The organism is Halomicrococcus pelagicus, from assembly GCF_050954125.1.
Window position 1 is genome coordinate 25,231 of sequence record NZ_JBPBWC010000018.1, and the last position, 16,632, is coordinate 41,862.

The 16,632-nt window shown below is 55.2% G+C and carries 10 protein-coding genes and 1 pseudogene; 4 read left to right on the forward strand and 7 right to left on the reverse strand.

What is annotated here, in order from left to right; genetic code table 11:
- Positions 1–219: 219 nt before the first annotated feature.
- The 5 genes and pseudogenes from ACRYA2_RS21720 to ACRYA2_RS21740 all read right to left on the reverse strand — a co-directional run.
- Positions 220–921, reverse strand: a pseudogene (locus ACRYA2_RS21720) (ABC transporter ATP-binding protein); the annotation flags it as partial.
- A gap of 2 nt (positions 922–923) precedes the next feature.
- Complete coding sequence (locus ACRYA2_RS21725) at positions 924–1,892, reverse strand: ABC transporter ATP-binding protein (RefSeq protein WP_433633003.1); 969 nt, start codon at positions 1,890–1,892, stop codon at positions 924–926.
- A complete protein-coding gene (locus tag ACRYA2_RS21730; RefSeq protein ID WP_433633005.1) occupies positions 1,889–3,616 on the reverse strand; it encodes a branched-chain amino acid ABC transporter permease in 1,728 nt (575 codons plus the stop codon). Before ACRYA2_RS21730 ends, ACRYA2_RS21725 begins: the two co-directional genes overlap by 4 nt.
- 1 nt (position 3,617) lies before the next feature.
- Positions 3,618–5,063: a branched-chain amino acid ABC transporter permease gene (locus ACRYA2_RS21735; RefSeq protein ID WP_433633007.1), complete on the reverse strand. Its 1,446-nt coding sequence runs from the start codon at positions 5,061–5,063 to the stop codon at positions 3,618–3,620.
- A 417-nt stretch (positions 5,064–5,480) separates the two neighbouring features.
- The gene (locus ACRYA2_RS21740; RefSeq protein WP_433633009.1) at positions 5,481–8,609 is read right to left on the reverse strand and encodes a hypothetical protein; all 3,129 of its coding nucleotides are present in this window, start codon (positions 8,607–8,609) and stop codon (positions 5,481–5,483) included.
- A gap of 275 nt (positions 8,610–8,884) precedes the next feature.
- Between ACRYA2_RS21740 and ACRYA2_RS21745 the strand changes: the two genes are divergently transcribed.
- Positions 8,885–10,546 (forward strand): outer membrane protein assembly factor BamB family protein, encoded by a 1,662-nt coding sequence (locus tag ACRYA2_RS21745; RefSeq protein WP_433633011.1) that lies wholly within the window; start codon positions 8,885–8,887, stop codon positions 10,544–10,546.
- A gap of 501 nt (positions 10,547–11,047) precedes the next feature.
- Here ACRYA2_RS21745 and ACRYA2_RS21750 read toward each other — a convergent pair.
- On the reverse strand, positions 11,048–12,343 hold the full coding sequence (locus ACRYA2_RS21750) for an LVIVD repeat-containing protein (RefSeq protein WP_433633013.1): 1,296 nt from the start codon (positions 12,341–12,343) through the stop codon (positions 11,048–11,050).
- Between the two features lie 278 nt (positions 12,344–12,621).
- Here ACRYA2_RS21750 and ACRYA2_RS21755 point away from each other — a divergent pair, with 278 nt between their 5' ends.
- The 3 genes from ACRYA2_RS21755 to ACRYA2_RS21765 all read left to right on the forward strand — a co-directional run bounded on the left by ACRYA2_RS21755 (position 12,622) and on the right by ACRYA2_RS21765 (position 16,307).
- On the forward strand, positions 12,622–13,008 hold the full coding sequence (locus ACRYA2_RS21755) for a hypothetical protein (protein WP_433633015.1): 387 nt from the start codon (positions 12,622–12,624) through the stop codon (positions 13,006–13,008).
- Between the two features lie 210 nt (positions 13,009–13,218).
- Positions 13,219–14,070 (forward strand): TraC-like domain-containing protein, encoded by an 852-nt coding sequence (locus ACRYA2_RS21760; protein ID WP_433633017.1) that lies wholly within the window; start codon positions 13,219–13,221, stop codon positions 14,068–14,070.
- Positions 14,070–16,307 carry a VirB4 family type IV secretion system protein gene (locus tag ACRYA2_RS21765; RefSeq protein ID WP_433633019.1) on the forward strand — a complete coding sequence of 746 codons (2,238 nt, stop codon included), beginning with the start codon at positions 14,070–14,072 and terminating at the stop codon, positions 16,305–16,307. Before ACRYA2_RS21760 ends, ACRYA2_RS21765 begins: the two co-directional genes overlap by 1 nt.
- Before the next feature lie 67 nt (positions 16,308–16,374).
- On the opposite strand, the gene ACRYA2_RS21770 is transcribed toward ACRYA2_RS21765, so the two are convergent.
- Positions 16,375–16,620, reverse strand: a complete 246-nt coding sequence (locus tag ACRYA2_RS21770) for a hypothetical protein (RefSeq protein ID WP_433633021.1) — start codon at positions 16,618–16,620, stop codon at positions 16,375–16,377.
- Positions 16,621–16,632 lie beyond the last annotated feature (12 nt).

Below are 16,632 nucleotides of genomic sequence, written 5' to 3' on the forward strand. Positions count from 1 at the left end.
TGGTGCTTGAGTACTGGACCAGCATTCAGTCGATATCCCTTTTGCACTCACCAACACGCCATCTCTAGAGCCCTCGACTAGTTCACATTCTATCGCTGAAACAAGACGTCTTAGTCTCAAAGGCGCGGTATACGTTACTGACCACTGTGGAGTGGGTTAGCCGGCTTCTTCGCTCTCGTCGGCAACTTCGACTTCACTCCCGGACGAGGTTCCGCCACCACCTCCAAGATAGAGGTCTGTAACTTCCTCGTTGTCTAACAACGCGTCGCCGGAGTCTTCGAAACGGTTCTCGCCCATATCGAGTACGTACCCACGATCCGAGTTCCGAAGCGCCTTTTTGGCGTTCTGTTCGACCATGAGGATAGCTGTGCCGGCAGCATTGATCTCCTTGATTTTCTCGAACACCTCATCAACTAAATCGGGCGCAAGCCCCGCTGAGGGTTCGTCGACAAGCATTAGATCCGGATCAACCATGAGTCCACGACCCATCGCAAGCATCTGTTGTTGGCCACCGGACATTGTTCCGGCCTTCTGTCCTTGTCGCTCCTCGAGAATCGGGAAGTGACTGAACACTTCTTGGAGTGCCGCCTGCGGCACCTCCTCAAGAATGTATGCGCCCATCCGCAGGTTCTCTCGAACCGTCAAGCTTGGGAAGACATTGTCAGTTTGAGGAACATAACACATTCCAGTGCGAGTAATCTCGTCGGGTTCGTACTCCGTGATCTCCTCGTCGGCGAATGTGACCGCGCCATTCCAGCACGGGATGAGTCCGAACACTGCTTTCATGAATGTCGACTTGCCGGCCCCGTTCGGACCGATAATGCAGACGACCTCCTCCTCGTGGACATCCATCGAGACTCCGTGGAGAATCTCTGCGTCACCATACCCGCTGACGATGTCGCGAGCTTCTAATAACGCCATTGTTACCCTCCGAGATATGCTTCGACAACACGGTCATCGGCCTGTACTTCCTCGGGTGTACCTTGCATGAGCTTCTTGCCTTGATCCATGACGATGATCGTATCGCTAAGATTCATAATTACTTCCATGTCGTGTTCGACGATACAGAACGTGTATCCCTGGTCACGCAGCTCTTCAATGCGGGACAAGAGATTCTGGGTCAGTGATGGATTGACGCCTGCAACTGGTTCGTCAAGCAGGATGAGATCAGGATCGGTCATCAGCACTCGACCAAGCTCAAGCAACTTCCGTTGACCGCCACTAAGGTTACCTGCATATTCGTCTCGGAGATGGTCGAGTTCAAGCAAGTCAAGCATCTCGTCGGCACGCTCTCTGATCTCCCGTTCCTCCGACGCAACAGTATCCTGCCGGAACCACGCATTCAGCAAGTTTTCACCGGACTGCTCTTGGGGCGCAAGCAAGAGATTCTCCAGCACCGTCAGCCCCTGCAGTTCGCGTGTCAGCTGGAACGTCCGTGACAGCCCAGCACGAGCAACCTGGAAAGGACGATTGCGCTTGTAGTCAAGATACTCCGTTTTGACTTGCTCCTGTCCATAGTACGTGCCGGCGCCTACCACAGCGCCGGCCGCGGCTGCGGCGCCAAGCCCCATCATGCCCGCTAAGCCAGCAGTCGATGCAAGACCGGCGCCAAGCCCGGCAAAACTAATGCTCGACGACGAGGTCCAGATCGCCTTCTCGGAGCGACTTGGGGCCATGATTTCTTGGAGGTCACGCCCCCGATACCGAACCTCTCCGCTGTCGGGTTCATAGAATCCCGAGATAAGATTGAACGTCGTCGTTTTGCCAGCACCATTCGGGCCGATAAGTCCAGTAACCGTTCCTTCTTCGACTTCGAAGGTCGCTCCATCAACGGCTGTAATACCGCCGAACGTCTTGCGGAGCTCCTCAACTTCCAAAATTGCGTTCGTCATTCGTCCTCACCTCCAGTAGCGGCCACCATTCGTCGTTCTCCCCAGATGCCTTCGGGGCGATAATACAGAATCACGATGAGCAGCGCGCCGATGAACGCAAGGCGCAGCGCCTGTACCGATGACCGGGCCGCGGTTGGGAAGAACGCGGCAATATCGGACGTTCCTTGCTCGAACGCCCAGTAGATGACCGATCCAAGGATGACGCCGCGATTGTTGGCAGTCCCGCCGATGATGACCATCAGGAACGCGAAGAACGTCACTCGTGGTGCGAACATCGTGAACACAAGTGAGGTCGCGTAGATCGCCCAGAGAGCTCCGGCAAGTCCAGCAATTGCGCTGCCGAGGATCATCGTCTGGATTTTGTAGGCGAACGTGTTCTTCCCGAGCGCAATAGCCACGTCCTCATCCTCGCGGATCGACTTGAGTACGCGTCCGAACGGCGACGCAACCGTCCGCTCGAGCATGAGGTAGACGATGGCAAGAATGCCGAAAATCAGCGCTAGCAGAAATCGGTTGTAATCGAAGATAACGACTGTTTCCGAGAGGAATCGTGCGAGGTTCGGTGTGGTCGTTTGGAATTTCATCAGCCAGAGGATGTTCTGCAGCAGTTGCGTGCTTGCAGCGCCAATGCCGCCTCGCTTGAATGGCATCACCAGCGCAAAGAGGAAGTACCGGAGGGCGAAGAGGAGGACAGCTGCGACGCCGAGAAGATGGACAAACTTGGAGTTAGTGCCGATGCGCGTCCAGTTGCTGCCTGCGTAGTAGAGTCCGTAGAGGTACAGCGCGAGGAGAACGATAGTGCCGAGCAGGCCAATGCTGCTGGAGATGTCTCCTGTTTGTTTGCCTCCGAGGAGAATGAGGGGGAGGAACGCAACGACGAATGCTACGGCGAGTCCAGCCGCGACAACGACATCACGGGCAGTTAAATTGGCATAATAGAGTGCTAGTGCGGCGGTGCCGAGAATCCAGGTGAACAGTGATGGGACGCCAAAGAAGACGAATACTGTACTCGTTCCGTTACCGGCGCTAGTAGCGATTCCGGCAATTGTGCCGGCGATGACTCCGACGGCGATCGAGAGCCAGACGCTCGATGTTTTCGACCGCAGACCGCTAAAGAGCTCAAGGTTGCCGACACCAAGCACTGCTGTTATTGGTAAGAGAGACGCAATACTCGTGCCATCCGATCGAGTCTGGCGGCGTGCCAGCAGTCGAATCGTGAAGTATGCCATGGCAGCCCAGAAGATTCCGACGACAACTCCGAGGATAGCGGCCGCTTGGGGTGAGGTTCCGGGGAGCGGGAAATGGCTCCGCAGTGGGACACCGTACCCTCGTAGTGTCCCGGGTCCGTTCGCCAGCCATTTTTCTACTTGAATAACTCGCTGGGCGATGACAGAGACACCTAGCAGCGTTATTGCGAGGTAGTCTTCCCGCAGCCGGATTGCTGGGAGGGCAACGAGCATACCAAATATGCCGGCAACTATCACACCGGCGGGAATTGCAGCGAACCACGGCCAGTTCCAGCCGAGCACATACTCAATGAACTGTTGGGACTCCGGCGATGGTGCCACCAAGAGTGCTGTGGTGTATGCGCCGATGAGGTAGAATGCGACGTGTCCGATATCGAGCAGTCCGTTATAGCCGAACTTGAGGTTCAGACCGAGAGCGAGAAGCCCGTAGATCCCGACAAAGATACCGAACGTAACGAGTGAACTGGAAAGCGCCATGTTATTTGCCCCCCATGATCCCTTCAGGTTTCACTAGTAACACGATGAAGAGAATGATGAACGCGATTGGGATGCGATAGGTCGCCTCAACGTTGAGAACGGTGGTTCCCATTTCCATTGAAAGGCCGACGACATAGCTTCCGAGAATAGCGCCGTACACGGAGCCAATTCCGCCGAGAATAACGCCGGCGAACATGGGGAGCAGCAAGAAAAAGCCCATATTTGGCGTGATAGATGAAAAGAGGACGCCGAGCATGACACCGCCAATCGCTGCATATGCGCCAGCGATAACCCATGTTGCCATCATCACCGTATCAGTGTCAATGCCGGTCACCTGTGCGAGATCGAGATTGTCGCTTGACGCGCGCATCGCCGTTCCGAGTTTCGTCTGCTGGAGCAACACGTGGAGCAGCGTCATCATCCCGACTGCAATGACGATCACCAATGCTCGCATTATCGAGAGACTGATGCGTGTCGTGTTGCCCGCAGTGTCCGGAACGTTTGCCGATCCGCCAAGACCGAATAGAAGCACAAGCGCGGTGAAAGAGATCAGACCGGTTACAAATCCTACAGCGCGGGGGCCGAAGGTTTGTTCGGCGCCGAAGCCACTGTCAGTTGTTCGCCATCGGTAGGCGGCTATGGCAGCGCCGACCGACACGAGACCAATAGCGGCAAGGATTGGCCAACTAAAAGAGATTACTGCGACGGTGAAGGGGTCTTGTCCGATGGCACCGCTGTTTTTCCAGTCGACGGTGATACCTGCTCCAGTTGCATAGAAATCGAAAAACTGTGCAGCCGAGAGGGGGATGTCAGTCCCGAATACATTAGCGATACTCGGAACCGTGTAGTCGCGTACTTTGCCGCCGAATAGCGCCTGTGTGCCGAACCGGAGAACGAATGAGAGGCCGAGGGCAACAATCAGCATCGTCGCGAGTTCGACTCCCTTGTTACGGAATTTCTGAAAAATTACTTTTTCTTGAACTGGTGCGAGTGCAGCCATGACGACGACCGAAAATAGCATCCCACCTGCAATGGAGGGCGTGCCGAGTAAGACGAGTCCACCGACGACGGCTGCGAGTGCGAGATGCCCGGCATAGCCAACAGTCGAGGGCGGTTCGACTGGCCACCATGAGCCGGCCAGGGCTTCGCGGCCACCCAAGTGGTAAATCAGTGCTAGTACTGCGCCAACTGTCGCTAGGAACATTACGATGAATCCAGCTGTTGTGGGTGCCTGTGGGTTCGTGGCCAGTAGTTCGTAGACTGGAACGTTTCCAGGCTGGTTAACGAGTAGTGCCATGTAGGCCCCAACCATCAGCAGTTCTCCGTGTGCGAAGTTCGGTACCTCAGCGATACTGTACACCAAGGAGAGACCGATTGCACCGAGTGCAACGACGCTTCCTGTTACAATTCCTGTTACAGCCGCGTTCAGAATTCCTGTCTGTACCATGATTACTCCCGCCCATGGTTAATGAGGCCATTTAGCATGATTCCACCGTCTACTGACACCGTTTATACGGTTTAACATAAATAAATTTCCTATATTTTCATTTAGAACTTGTTAGGCAGTACAAGAGAGGAGAGTCATTACAGAATATCCGCTGCTACAGGCCTTTCTCTGTAGATATCTCTATCCAAGAAATGCTGAGAAAATAATTGAGACGCAAAAATATCGGCTATTAATGAAAGGTCCGTAGGAAGAGCACACGGCATTATTTTAATAATAGTATATTTATATTTGTATTCTGGAAACACAGCTAATATAGGAGAGTGCTATGACTAGTGTGTCCGCTGGGCTTGTTGTGAGGATATAACTACCACACATGATATAGTAAATATATGTATAAAATACGTTTTCCAATGCTCACTACGCAGCGTCTATATTAGCAGCCTCCATAACTAGGTAGCCAACACGCTCCGGGACACGATGCGCCGTCTCCTCGTCAGCACTCTGCTCTTCTTCAACCTTGATCTCAACACCAGTGCTGGTCAGATTCCGATAGCGCAGCTCGGCTGTGTCAATGCCATTAAATGTCTGCATACCAGCCACAAACTGCGGTTGGGTATATTGCTGGTCGAACGTGATCTGCGTCCACGTATCGTCGACTGTTGCCTGCGTTTGCTGAACCTCGAATCGGTTTCCGTTGAGGGTGCCCGACGCTTGCTGGAGTGCAACATAGCCAACCCTTTCGTTCGCATGCCAGCCCTCGCTAGCTTCCGCTTCCTGGAGGCGGACATCGAACGAATCAGCTGAGACGTTCTGTATTCGGGTGACGATCGGTTCAGTCCCATTGACGGTTTGTGATTGGGCCAACACAACCGGCGTTTCCGATCCGAAGAATCCTCCCAGTGAAACGGCTTCGAACATATGGTTCACACTTGCTGTTCCTGCTTTCACTCGATACGAATCCCCATTGTTTAACTCCAAAATCTGCTCAGTTGGCTCAACAGCGAGGCTATGTATTGTTTCATTTGCATGACTTCCGTCGAGATACCTCCACTCTTCCAGCTGATACTCGAAATCGCCATTCGCCACATTTCGGAGACGGACATGCGTCGGTTGACTACCGTTAAATGATACTGGCTTCGAGATAACGACACGATCCTGCTGTGCAATAGTATCAACGTCATTCCAAGTCTCTCTGTCCGGCTGATTGTTCGTACGAGTGGTTGTCAGCAGAGCCGGATCACGCTCAGTGACGACATACCCAACACGCTCTGGGACACGATGCACTGTCTCCTCATCCGCACTTTGTTCTTCTTCAACTCTGATCTCGACGCCTGTACCCGTAAGATTTCGATAGCGAAGACTTGCCGTATCGGCACCGTTGAACGTCTGCATACCGGCCGTGAACTGTGGTTGGTTGTACTGCTGATCGAACGTAATCCGGGTCCACGTATCATCGATGGTCGCATCGGCCTGCTGGACCTCGAACCGTCGACCATTGAGGATGCCAGACCCTTGCTGGAGTGCAATGTAGCCGACTGTTTCATCTATATGTCCGCCCTTCGCTTCCTCTTCTTGCAGGCGGACATCGAACGAATCAGCTGAGACGTTCTGTATCCGGGTGACGATCGGATCAGTCCCATTGACGGTTTGTGATTGGGCCAGCACCACGGGTGTCTCTGCGCCGAAGAACTCGCCGAGCGACACAGACTCGAACGTATGATTCACATCCAACGTCTCGGCTTTCACACGGTACGACGTGCCACTGTTCGTCTGTAACACCTGTTCCATCGGCTGCACAGCAAGACTGTGGAACGTCTCAGTGACGTGACGGCCGTCAAGATACGCCCATTCCTCAAACTGATACTCGAAATCACCGTCAGCCACGTTCTGAAGACGGACGTGCGTCGGTTGGCCGCCATTAGACGACAGCGGCTTCCCAATGACGACACGATCCTGTTGTGCGATTGTATCAACCGCAGTCCACGATTCTCTGTTCGGTTGATCACCAGTGAGTGTGTCTGTGAGCAGTTGTTGCGATGGCGTGTATAACTGCCCGTCAACAGTCACCGTCGCTGATCCACTCGCGGTCGCTGAGACAATACCGCCAGTCACGTAGAAAGCGTAGACCTCGCCCACTGGAACTGTTCCTATTGCCTGCTGGGAGTTCGGCGGCCGTAGTGGTTCGCCGTCTGTTCCCCATTCCATCGTGACTGTCGCCCCATCGTTGCCCGCCGGAAGAATAGTGTCGCCGGCTTCAACTTCATAGGAGGCTGCTGAATTGTTCCCGGTGTTGTCGATGCGGACGAGCTGTGCCGGCTGCAGTGGAATTTCTCCAAGTGGTGGTGGACTAGGTAATGGCGGGGTCGTATCCGGCGCTGGTGGGTCGCCATTAGTCGTCATGCGCGAACTGACGAATGACGAGTTCGTCTGCGGGCCGCTTCCGCCTAGTATTCCCGATACTGTCCCCCATGTGTCTGGGGCTTGGCCAATCCAGACGGCATACTCTGAATCATGGTCGTTGCGGACGTAGACGTCCTCAAACTGGAGGAATGCAAGATTTCTCGAACTCTCATAGGTGTAGATGGCGTCGTGGTTCTTTGTCGAATTATAGCTAATACGGACGTCTTGTACGTTGATGCGTTCGCAGGGCTGGGGCGCCGTAATTGCGCCGCCACAGCTCGACGCGAGATACCGGTGATAGAAGTCACTATCAGCGACAGTGAGGGTGCCGTTGTAGCTGTCGATGCCACGGCTCAGATCCGTTGGAGCCGTAGCTTCGGCGTTCACACCTCGCTGGAGCGACCCCCCTGACCATGCTTGGACGGGATGCTCTCCATCTTTGATCGAGACACAGTTCCGGACTGCTGTCTCACCGCCAAGCCGCATGCCATTCTGCGTATTGCGGAAGAAACAGTTGAATATGCTCAGTGCTCCCGCAGGCTTCTTCGCATAGATCGTGTTTTCACCCCACGACTCGAACCAACAGCGATTAAAGACAAGGTCTCCGTTCGCCGATTCAACTAAGATGGCCCGGCGATTGCTGGCTTCGGTTGGTTCACACGACCCTTCGTGGAAGTAACAATCCTGCAAAAGCCCGCGTGTGCCGGCCGCCGCAGACAACCGGAAGTACGTCCGTGCATCACCGGAGTCGTTTGAGCCGACGTTCGTATCAGTTGCTGCCCGCACTTTGCCACGCGTGACGAGCCGTCGCAGCTCCCAGTCGCCCGATTCGGAATTCATCCGCACGAACGGCGGCACGGGCGTGTCCCGCATGTCGAGCTCGAAGCCGTCGAGGACGAAGTCGTTCGAGTACACGTCGATCCAGCGCACGTTATCTCCCGAACGGCCAGGAACAAGGCGTGCGCCCTCAGGCGCGATCAATTCAAGGTTAGTCGTGCCGGACTCTACGACGAGTTCGTTGAGTTTGTACGTGCCTGGTGGAAAGATAATCGTCGTGTCACTCCCAACTAGCCCTCCAAGGACGGAGTCGATGGCGGTTCCGCCGGTGTTGTCCCCGCCCTCGTTGACGATGTTGTAGGTCGGCATTCAGCAACCCCTCCTTGGGACGAGGGTCGTTTGGGGTTGGGAAATGCCAATCATCGTGATTGGGTGTACTCGTCGGCTCTCTGGCTCGACCCTGATGTTGTTTTGCTCTATTTCTTTTTTAATAGAACTCTGTACTACGGTTTCTGTTATTCTATTGCCGAACATAGCTTTTCTAAACACATCCTGGAGTATTGTTATGCACAGCCTGATGTAGAAATATCTCAGTAAGGGGTGGATAACGAAGTAATATTGGATAATTTTAAGACTTACAATTCATGAGTGATCGAGACTACTCCGAGAAACGACGGACATTTCTCAAAACAGTCGGCGTCACGCTAGGCACGGTGACCGGCAGTAAGACCCGCGTTGCTGCCGAGACGAATGCGACCCCTAGTGCTGAACCTGACGTCTGGAGGGGTGTCCGGTCAGGGCCGAGTCGACGAGGGACGACCCATGGTCGGGGACCAGCTCCATTCCCTGAGATTGACTGGAAAATGGACTTAGCGGGCAGTATGTATGATGTCGAGCCGCTTGTTGCCGACGAAACAGTGTATCTCGCGGCGACGACAGAGAACGATCCCAGCAATCATGAAGGATACGTCGGCGCGTACGACAGCCAGACTGGTGACCGCCAGTGGAAACGATCGGACCTTCCGGCTCCAAAGACGCCATCACTCGAGGACGGGACACTCTACGTAGCTACGGAGGAGGCTGAAACTGCCAGCACCGGAAAGGCAGGAATGTATGCGATCGATGCCGACACTGGCACAACGGAATGGCAAGTCTCCAGCCATACCTGTGCCACACCGGTTACTGCGAATGGGATTGTGTACACAGCAACCAAATCCGGCGCAGTTGCAGTTGACGCTGAGACTGGAGAGCCTGTTTGGCAGGTGGACGACGTCGGCGGAGTTGCCGAAAGAGCCGAGGGTGCATTGAGTTATACCGATGGGATGGTTTTCTTCAGTGACGGCACTGCGCTTGATGCTGATACTGGCTCGGTCGAGTGGGAGGTAGATGGCAATTCCATTATCGGCAACAACGTGGCCGGCGACGACTTTGTATACTATATTCGAACCGACTATATCGACGGTGAGGACGACGACGTTGTTGTCGAAGCACGGTCGATGGCGACTGGCCAACTCGAGTGGAGGCACGACGTCGTTGACCCCAACCGGTGGGATGGACGACTGGCACTTGCCGATGGCCACCTCTTCCTTCTCGACTCCAGCAACGACAGTTCCATCGTAAAAGCGCTTGATGCTAACACGGGGACGGTAGCGTGGACGCAAACGACGCATGGAGAACTCAGGAGTGATCCGACAGTTGCCGATGGTAGGGTCTATGTCGGTGGTTGGTACGTCCCAAAGTCGACTATGCAAGCTGCCCGAGCGCTCGTCTATGCGTTTGATGTTTCGACTGGCCGCCGAGAATGGACATACCTTCTTGATGATGATGGTCTCGAAACATCGCCTGAAAATCCGCCCGCTGCCGGCACACCGGTCGTCGTTGATGACAAGTTATATGTCGCTACTTACCCTGGTGAATCGACGCTCGACTACCGGTATGTCGACTATTCCAATTTTTACGCCCTCTGCTCGACGAACCGCCAGCCGGATAGTAACCGTCGGCTCCCGACGGACCCACCAGACGATAGCGACCAGTGTCCTGCACTACAGGCAAGCATCGATGCAGTACCAGCGCTCGATTCAGCAGAACTTTCCGCCGGCGACACTCTCACGCTTGACGCGTCTAATTCGACAGGACAACAACTTGCTTACAAGTGGGATACCAACGACGATGGCCGATACGATCGATTCGGCAGTTCAGTGTTTGTGGCGCTTCCTCACACTGGCTCGGTGACGATTCAACTGCAAGTTTCGGACCGGCATGACCAGAGAGATACGACGACAATAGAGCTCTCACCCCCTGAATAGCTCTCTGGCGAACTCGGCAGTATCTACGACAGTAAGGACTTATTTATGACTTTTATAATTTAATTAAACTCGTTAGGAATATATGAAATAAGAGTCACTACAGAATATCCGCCGCTACAGGCCTTTCTCTGTAGATATCTCTATCCAAGAAATGCTGAGAAAATAATTGAGACGCAAAAATATAAGATATTAATGGAAGGTCCGTAGGAAGAGCACTACGGCATTATTTTAATTATAAAATATTATATATGTCCTTTGAGAACACAGCTAATATAGGAGGGTGCTGTGACTAGTGTGTCCTCTGGACTTGTTGTACTGCTGTATGCTTGCAACAGTGTTCGCTGAGCGTTCGCTGGTGCTGTGACGCCTGGATAATGGAGGATACAGATCGCGGTACGTTCTAACATTGCACACCCTCTCTTGAGATGGTGGAGTATGCCGAATTATAAATAGCTAATCCCTAAAATCTGATTGCTATAATAATACAAGTGAAGTAGAATATTATATTTCTTTACTGGCAGTAGGCGTGACTTCGAGTGTGTAGATACCGGTCGTCATGTCGCTCACGACAACGAGATCGCGTGCTGCATTGTAGTCTGCACCCCACGCATTTGGAGCAGATCCTAACCAAGGAGCCCCGTTCGCTTCATCAGCTTTATCATCGGTTTCGTACTCGTCGGTTGGCACGGGGTCTGTTGGATCGCTCATGTCGTAGACGACAGCGCCTTCGTGATATCCCCCATCGATAAGCAGCGTGTTGTTCCCCTTTGGGATGATGTCGTGATTGTGTGTCGTCCAATCGTAGGTTTCGAGCGGATCATCACCCTGATATTCCGCATCTGGCGAGTAGGTGAACCCGATGTGTTGGGGATCGGATGGCGATCCATCACCCCAGCCGATATCGAAGATATGCTTGCCACCGGGCCAGCCCTGACCGATTTCGTCGCCGACGACGGCAAGGCCGCGTTCAGGGTCGTAGTTAGCGTAATGGCAGCTCTCAAACCCGGGTTCACCGTTTTCAAGCCGTTTTTCGCTGTAGTCCGGCCGGCCTTCGTAGTCAAATCGCCCAACTTCAGACGGCTCTGTGGGATTGCTAACGTCCATGATGACGTAGCCATCGAGCGCCCCACCGATGTATGCACAATGCATAAAGTTCGAATCCGGGTCGATGACGATGTCGTGGAGTGCACCTGCTGGCCCTGCTTCACCGAGCTTTTGTGGGTTCCACGGGTCGCTCACGTCGAAGATGTCGAAGCCAGTGTTCTCTTCATCCTCGTGGGATCCATGAGCATTCACCGTATAGACGATGTCAGCGTGCGGGTGTTTGAAGAGGTTATGCGTCTCGCCTGCCTCGAGCCGGCTGATCACCGCTGGGTTTTGTGGTGTGGCATCACCGTATCCGTAGTCGATTACTTCGACGCCGCCAACTCCTTGCTCGTCGTTTGGTTCTTGCGACCGGTAATACAGTCCGGGCCGGGTATCGAATTTAACGTCCGCATTTCGTGTGTGTGATGATGAGGGAATTCGGTGGACCTCCGTCGGGTTTGTGGGGTTCTGGATGTCCACGAGGAAGCTTCCGCCTTCGCCAAGGTAACTCCCGAGAACGGCGTAGTGTCCATCGTTGCGAACATCTACTTCGGCGTAACTACCCGGCGGATCAGAAAGCAACGAATGTCCGAATTTCTGGATCTGTCCCTTCCTCTTTTTTCCTTTCTGAGCGCTCCCTGTGCTGATGCCGCCGACCGCCGTTGTGGCACCCAATAGTTTGAGTACCGTTCGTCGTGTCTTTTGGGTCATTACAGACCACATTTAACATAGTATTACTAATCAATGAGCATTTCTAAATATATGTGAGGGTATAACTACCACACATGCTATCGTAAATAAATAGCCCGATAGAATTAGAGATAGATTGAGAAAATAGCTGGAACAGCGATTCCTGGTTCGCCCGCTGATTCATTTCTGAAACAGAATTAACTAACTATCGTTAATACACCCTATTTATCCAGAATAAAAGTCAAAAATCAACCGACAGGGGGAACTATTAACTAGTATTCCGGGCAAAAGAGTGGTGTATGGAAACATTCCCCATGGCCGGCCGAATCATCAACACGAAGCTCGTCTTCGGCCTCACCGCCCGCGAAGCCGGCGAAGTCCTCATCCTCCCATTCCTCGCCCTCGGCATCGCCCAGAGCCTCGGCTTCACCGGTACGCTCTTTCTCATCGCCGGCGGCATCGGCCTTGCACTCGGCATCCTCATCCTGCTCGTCGCACCTGCCGGCCAGCGACCAATCAGCTACGCCCGTGCCGCCACCGAGTACTACCTCTCGTCGAACTCATACTACAATCGTCGTACTCGACCAGGCGACGAGACGCCCGTCGTCCAGGACGTCGTCGGCGTCCGGCAGGACGGTCTCGACATCGAGACGATCGAAGCCGAACAGGAGACCGAATCGAGGTGACCGCATATGGGCTCGGCATCCTCCGACGAGGCGACCGATGGGACGGCACCCGACACAGATGGGGAATCAAACGCAAAGGAAGTCGAGAACGGGGAGTCTCCATCCACTGACGGTGCAGCACAATCAGTAGCAAGCTCGCCAGCCGATGACTCGACATCGACAGAGACAGAGCCACCAGCGGGAGTACATCTTGGACCTGTCCAGAACGGCATGCCTGAAGAGACGCCCGAGTCCGACCTGGACGTCCTGCGCGCGCTCGATCACTTTCTCGACGATATCGACACCGATCTCCCGACCGCTCGTGAACGAGCGCGGGCCCGCGACCACCTCAATCTTGAGACCCGACTTGGCGAATCCACAACTACCCAAGACAAACTCGGGTTCGACTACGTCCGTGAGGACGGCATCGCCGTCGATGACGACAGCTACATCGGCCTCCTGAAAGTCCAGCCCCAGAACTGGCTCTCGCTTAGTGACGAAGCCAAACACGAGACGATGAGCGCATACATGTCGTTCCTCATGGCGCTCGAATTCAGCGTTGCCGTCCCCTGTTATCCGAAAACGTTCGATCTCACGGGTCATCTTGAACGCTTCTATACGGCGGGTGCGAGCATGGCTTCACGCGGCCAGACCCCCATCCTGCAGTACGGACGGAAATTCTACATCCAGTGGGCCACCACGAACATCGAGGACGAGGACCTCAAACAGCGCGACTTCTACGTCGTCACGCGCGTCGACGCCGACCACGTCCACAAGGACCTCGACACGGGGAGCGTGTTAAGCCAGCTCAGCACCCTGCCGGTCATCGGGACCGTCTGTTCGCGACTCGTCGACCAGACACCACTTGGCGACTCCCACGAGGACGCCCGGACGGAACTCTGCATTCGGGAAGTCCGGCAGCGCCAGCGCCGTATCACAAACAAACTCGGCCGGACAGACGTCTCCATCGAGCGCGTCACCGACCGCCAGGAGACGATGGAGATCCTCTATCACTACTACAACCACGTCGACCCCGAGTTCAAACAGTTCTCTCATGCGACCTACACGGTGGGTGACGGCTGATGGGTGACCGCCTTGACCGCCTCCGGTCGAAACTTCCCGTCGGGAGTAGCAAGCAGAGTATCGCTAACATCGACGACGAGACGTTCGATCGGGCTACGAAGATCCTTGAAGCGAACGGCGACGACCTCACGAAGGAGAACATCCGCGAGCAGGCCGAATGTCTGCTTGAAGTCGAGGACGTCGACGAGGGTGAACTCCGACTTGGCGTGGTGCAGGATACGATGGAACAGTCGTTCGCTGATCGGGACGTCATCGCGCCCCGACAGCTGCAGGAAGTGTCGAATCTCTTCGAGTCAGGGTACATGGTCCGCAACGACCAGTTCGTCCGTACCCTCACCATTCATGGCTATCCCGAGCGCGTCCCCCTGGGCTGGCTTGAGGACCTGTACACGACGAATGACCACGTCCGCGTCACCCAGCACATCGAACCCCGCGACACAGGGTCGGTGCTCCGGAAACTCCAGAAGCGCCTTACACAGCTCCGAGCGCGTCTCCACAAGAAAGACCAGAAGAACCAGACTGATACTCACGAGGTCGAAGCCGACCGCGACATGGTGAAAGACCTCATCTGGGACATCATCCTTGGGAAGACGAAGCTGTTCGATTTCGCGATCTACATCGAGATTATCGCCGACACCGAGCAGGAGCTCGACGATGCCACCGAGCGGGTGGTCGAAACACTCGGCGCCGCGAATGCCGAGGCAGTCACACTCGACAAGCGCCAGGTCGAATCCCAGGACGCTCTCGCCCCGCTGGGCAACGACCCGATCAAAGCGACACAGCTCATGCAAGAAACCGCGGTCGGGACGATGTTTCCGTTCATCGAGCCGGCTGTCGCCGATCCCGAGGGTGTCTTCTACGGGTTCGACGGGACGAACACGCCCGTTCTGCTCGACCGCTACGAGCTCTCGTCGTACTCGAAGGCGATTGCGGGAAAGATGGGGTCAGGGAAGACATTCGCCGAGAAGCACGAGATGTACCATCGCCTGATGATGGACCCCGAGATCGAGATGCTCGTCCTCGATCCGCTCGGAGACTTCGTCGACTTCGCAAACGATCTTGGGGGGCAGGTCATCCGGTTCGGCGGCCAAAACACGGTGAACCCGCTGGAGATTCGACGCGGCATCGACGACGTCGCGGATGACCCATTCAAGAAGAAGTTCCGGTCGGTGATGGAGCTATTCCGCACCCACTTCTCGGCCGTCGCCGACCAGTCACTGAGCAAGGAACAGGAGGGCATCCTTCGCCGCGCCGTCCGCCTTGCCTATCTCAAATACGGCATTACGGCTGATCCGGCGACCCACGAGAACACGAGCCCGACGATGCAGGACGTCCTCGACATCCTGCACGCACTCACCGACGGAAAGGAGCCGTCGGAATTCATCGAGCTGCACGAGGACGCAGATGAAGAGCGGGTCCGGCCGGAGATCGAGCAGCTGGAGGTGCGATTCAAGGAGGCCGACGAGAAGTACGCCTACCAGCTCCTCCTCGGGCTGGAAGCGTTCCAACAGGGCGGCGAGAACGACAATCTGAACGGCCGCACGAACGTCGAGCTCGACAATTGCCTCGTCGTCATCGATATGTCGATGTTCGCCGATACGGGCCAGGCGCCGCTGTTCATGCACGTCATGTTCGACTGGATCTACCAGCGCGCCCAGAGCAGCGACCGCCGTACGCAGGTTACCATCGACGAGGCGCACTACCTCCTGCGGCGGGCGGCGACGACGGACATGATCGACCTGTTCATCCGGCATAGCCGCCACTTCAACACGGCAATCACGCTCATCTCACAGACAGTCGACGAATTCATCGCCAAATCCGATAAGAAATCCGAGGAGGCCGTCGAGAAGGCGCGGAACGTCTACAACCTCTGCGACATCAAGCAAATCTTCCACCACGAGTCGGTCAGCGACGCCATGATCGACTTCCACGATCTCACTCCCTCCGAACAGAACTTCATCGCGACCGCCCAGACCGGCGAGGACGGCGGCTACTCGGAGTGTCTACTCGCCGTCAACGACTGGACGAAATCGCTTGCCCTCCACGTCAACGACTACGAAATCCACGTGTTGGACGACGACTTAGACCCGTGGGAGTATCTCGTCGACCAGCGCTACATCGATGCCGGTGACGTCGAGTATCTTGCCGAGGAGGGCCGCGTCGATGACTACGCCATCCCGGACTCGCTGCTCGAGGAGGTTGGTGTCCCGACAGCGCCGCAAGAGGCCGATGATTGAAACTCGTCGCTATATACGAATCAAGCCATCGCGGGAACGCGTCGACCCGTCAGATATTGTCTCCCGCCTAGCTGGTTTGCGGAAGCTTCGAACAGGGTGGAAAATCAAATACGATCCGCGAAAGAGTCCGCCCACATTCGAGTTCTTCGTACTCACGCAGGGCGACGGCGCTCCGGTTCGGTTCTACCTCGGCGTCGACGATGAAGCGCTGCTCCCAACGATCGAATCCGAGTTGCAGACTGCCTATCCAGCGAGCTACGAGATCCACGAGGAAACTGTTGGCCTCCGAGCCGAACTCGCCAGTCACGGTCATCGCGGTGACGAG

Coding starts and splice junctions, on each gene's coding strand:
- ACRYA2_RS21725 (WP_433633003.1), bottom strand. CDS start 1,892: ATGACGAACGCAATTTTGGAAGTTGAGGAGCTCCGCAAGACGTTCGGC.
- ACRYA2_RS21730 (WP_433633005.1), bottom strand. CDS start 3,616: ATGGCGCTTTCCAGTTCACTCGTTACGTTCGGTATCTTTGTCGGGATC.
- ACRYA2_RS21735 (WP_433633007.1), bottom strand. CDS start 5,063: ATGGTACAGACAGGAATTCTGAACGCGGCTGTAACAGGAATTGTAACA.
- ACRYA2_RS21740 (WP_433633009.1), bottom strand. CDS start 8,609: ATGCCGACCTACAACATCGTCAACGAGGGCGGGGACAACACCGGCGGA.
- ACRYA2_RS21745 (WP_433633011.1), top strand. CDS start 8,885: ATGAGTGATCGAGACTACTCCGAGAAACGACGGACATTTCTCAAAACA.
- ACRYA2_RS21750 (WP_433633013.1), bottom strand. CDS start 12,343: ATGACCCAAAAGACACGACGAACGGTACTCAAACTATTGGGTGCCACA.
- ACRYA2_RS21755 (WP_433633015.1), top strand. CDS start 12,622: ATGGAAACATTCCCCATGGCCGGCCGAATCATCAACACGAAGCTCGTC.
- ACRYA2_RS21760 (WP_433633017.1), top strand. CDS start 13,219: ATGCCTGAAGAGACGCCCGAGTCCGACCTGGACGTCCTGCGCGCGCTC.
- ACRYA2_RS21765 (WP_433633019.1), top strand. CDS start 14,070: ATGGGTGACCGCCTTGACCGCCTCCGGTCGAAACTTCCCGTCGGGAGT.
- ACRYA2_RS21770 (WP_433633021.1), bottom strand. CDS start 16,620: ATGACCGTGACTGGCGAGTTCGGCTCGGAGGCCAACAGTTTCCTCGTG.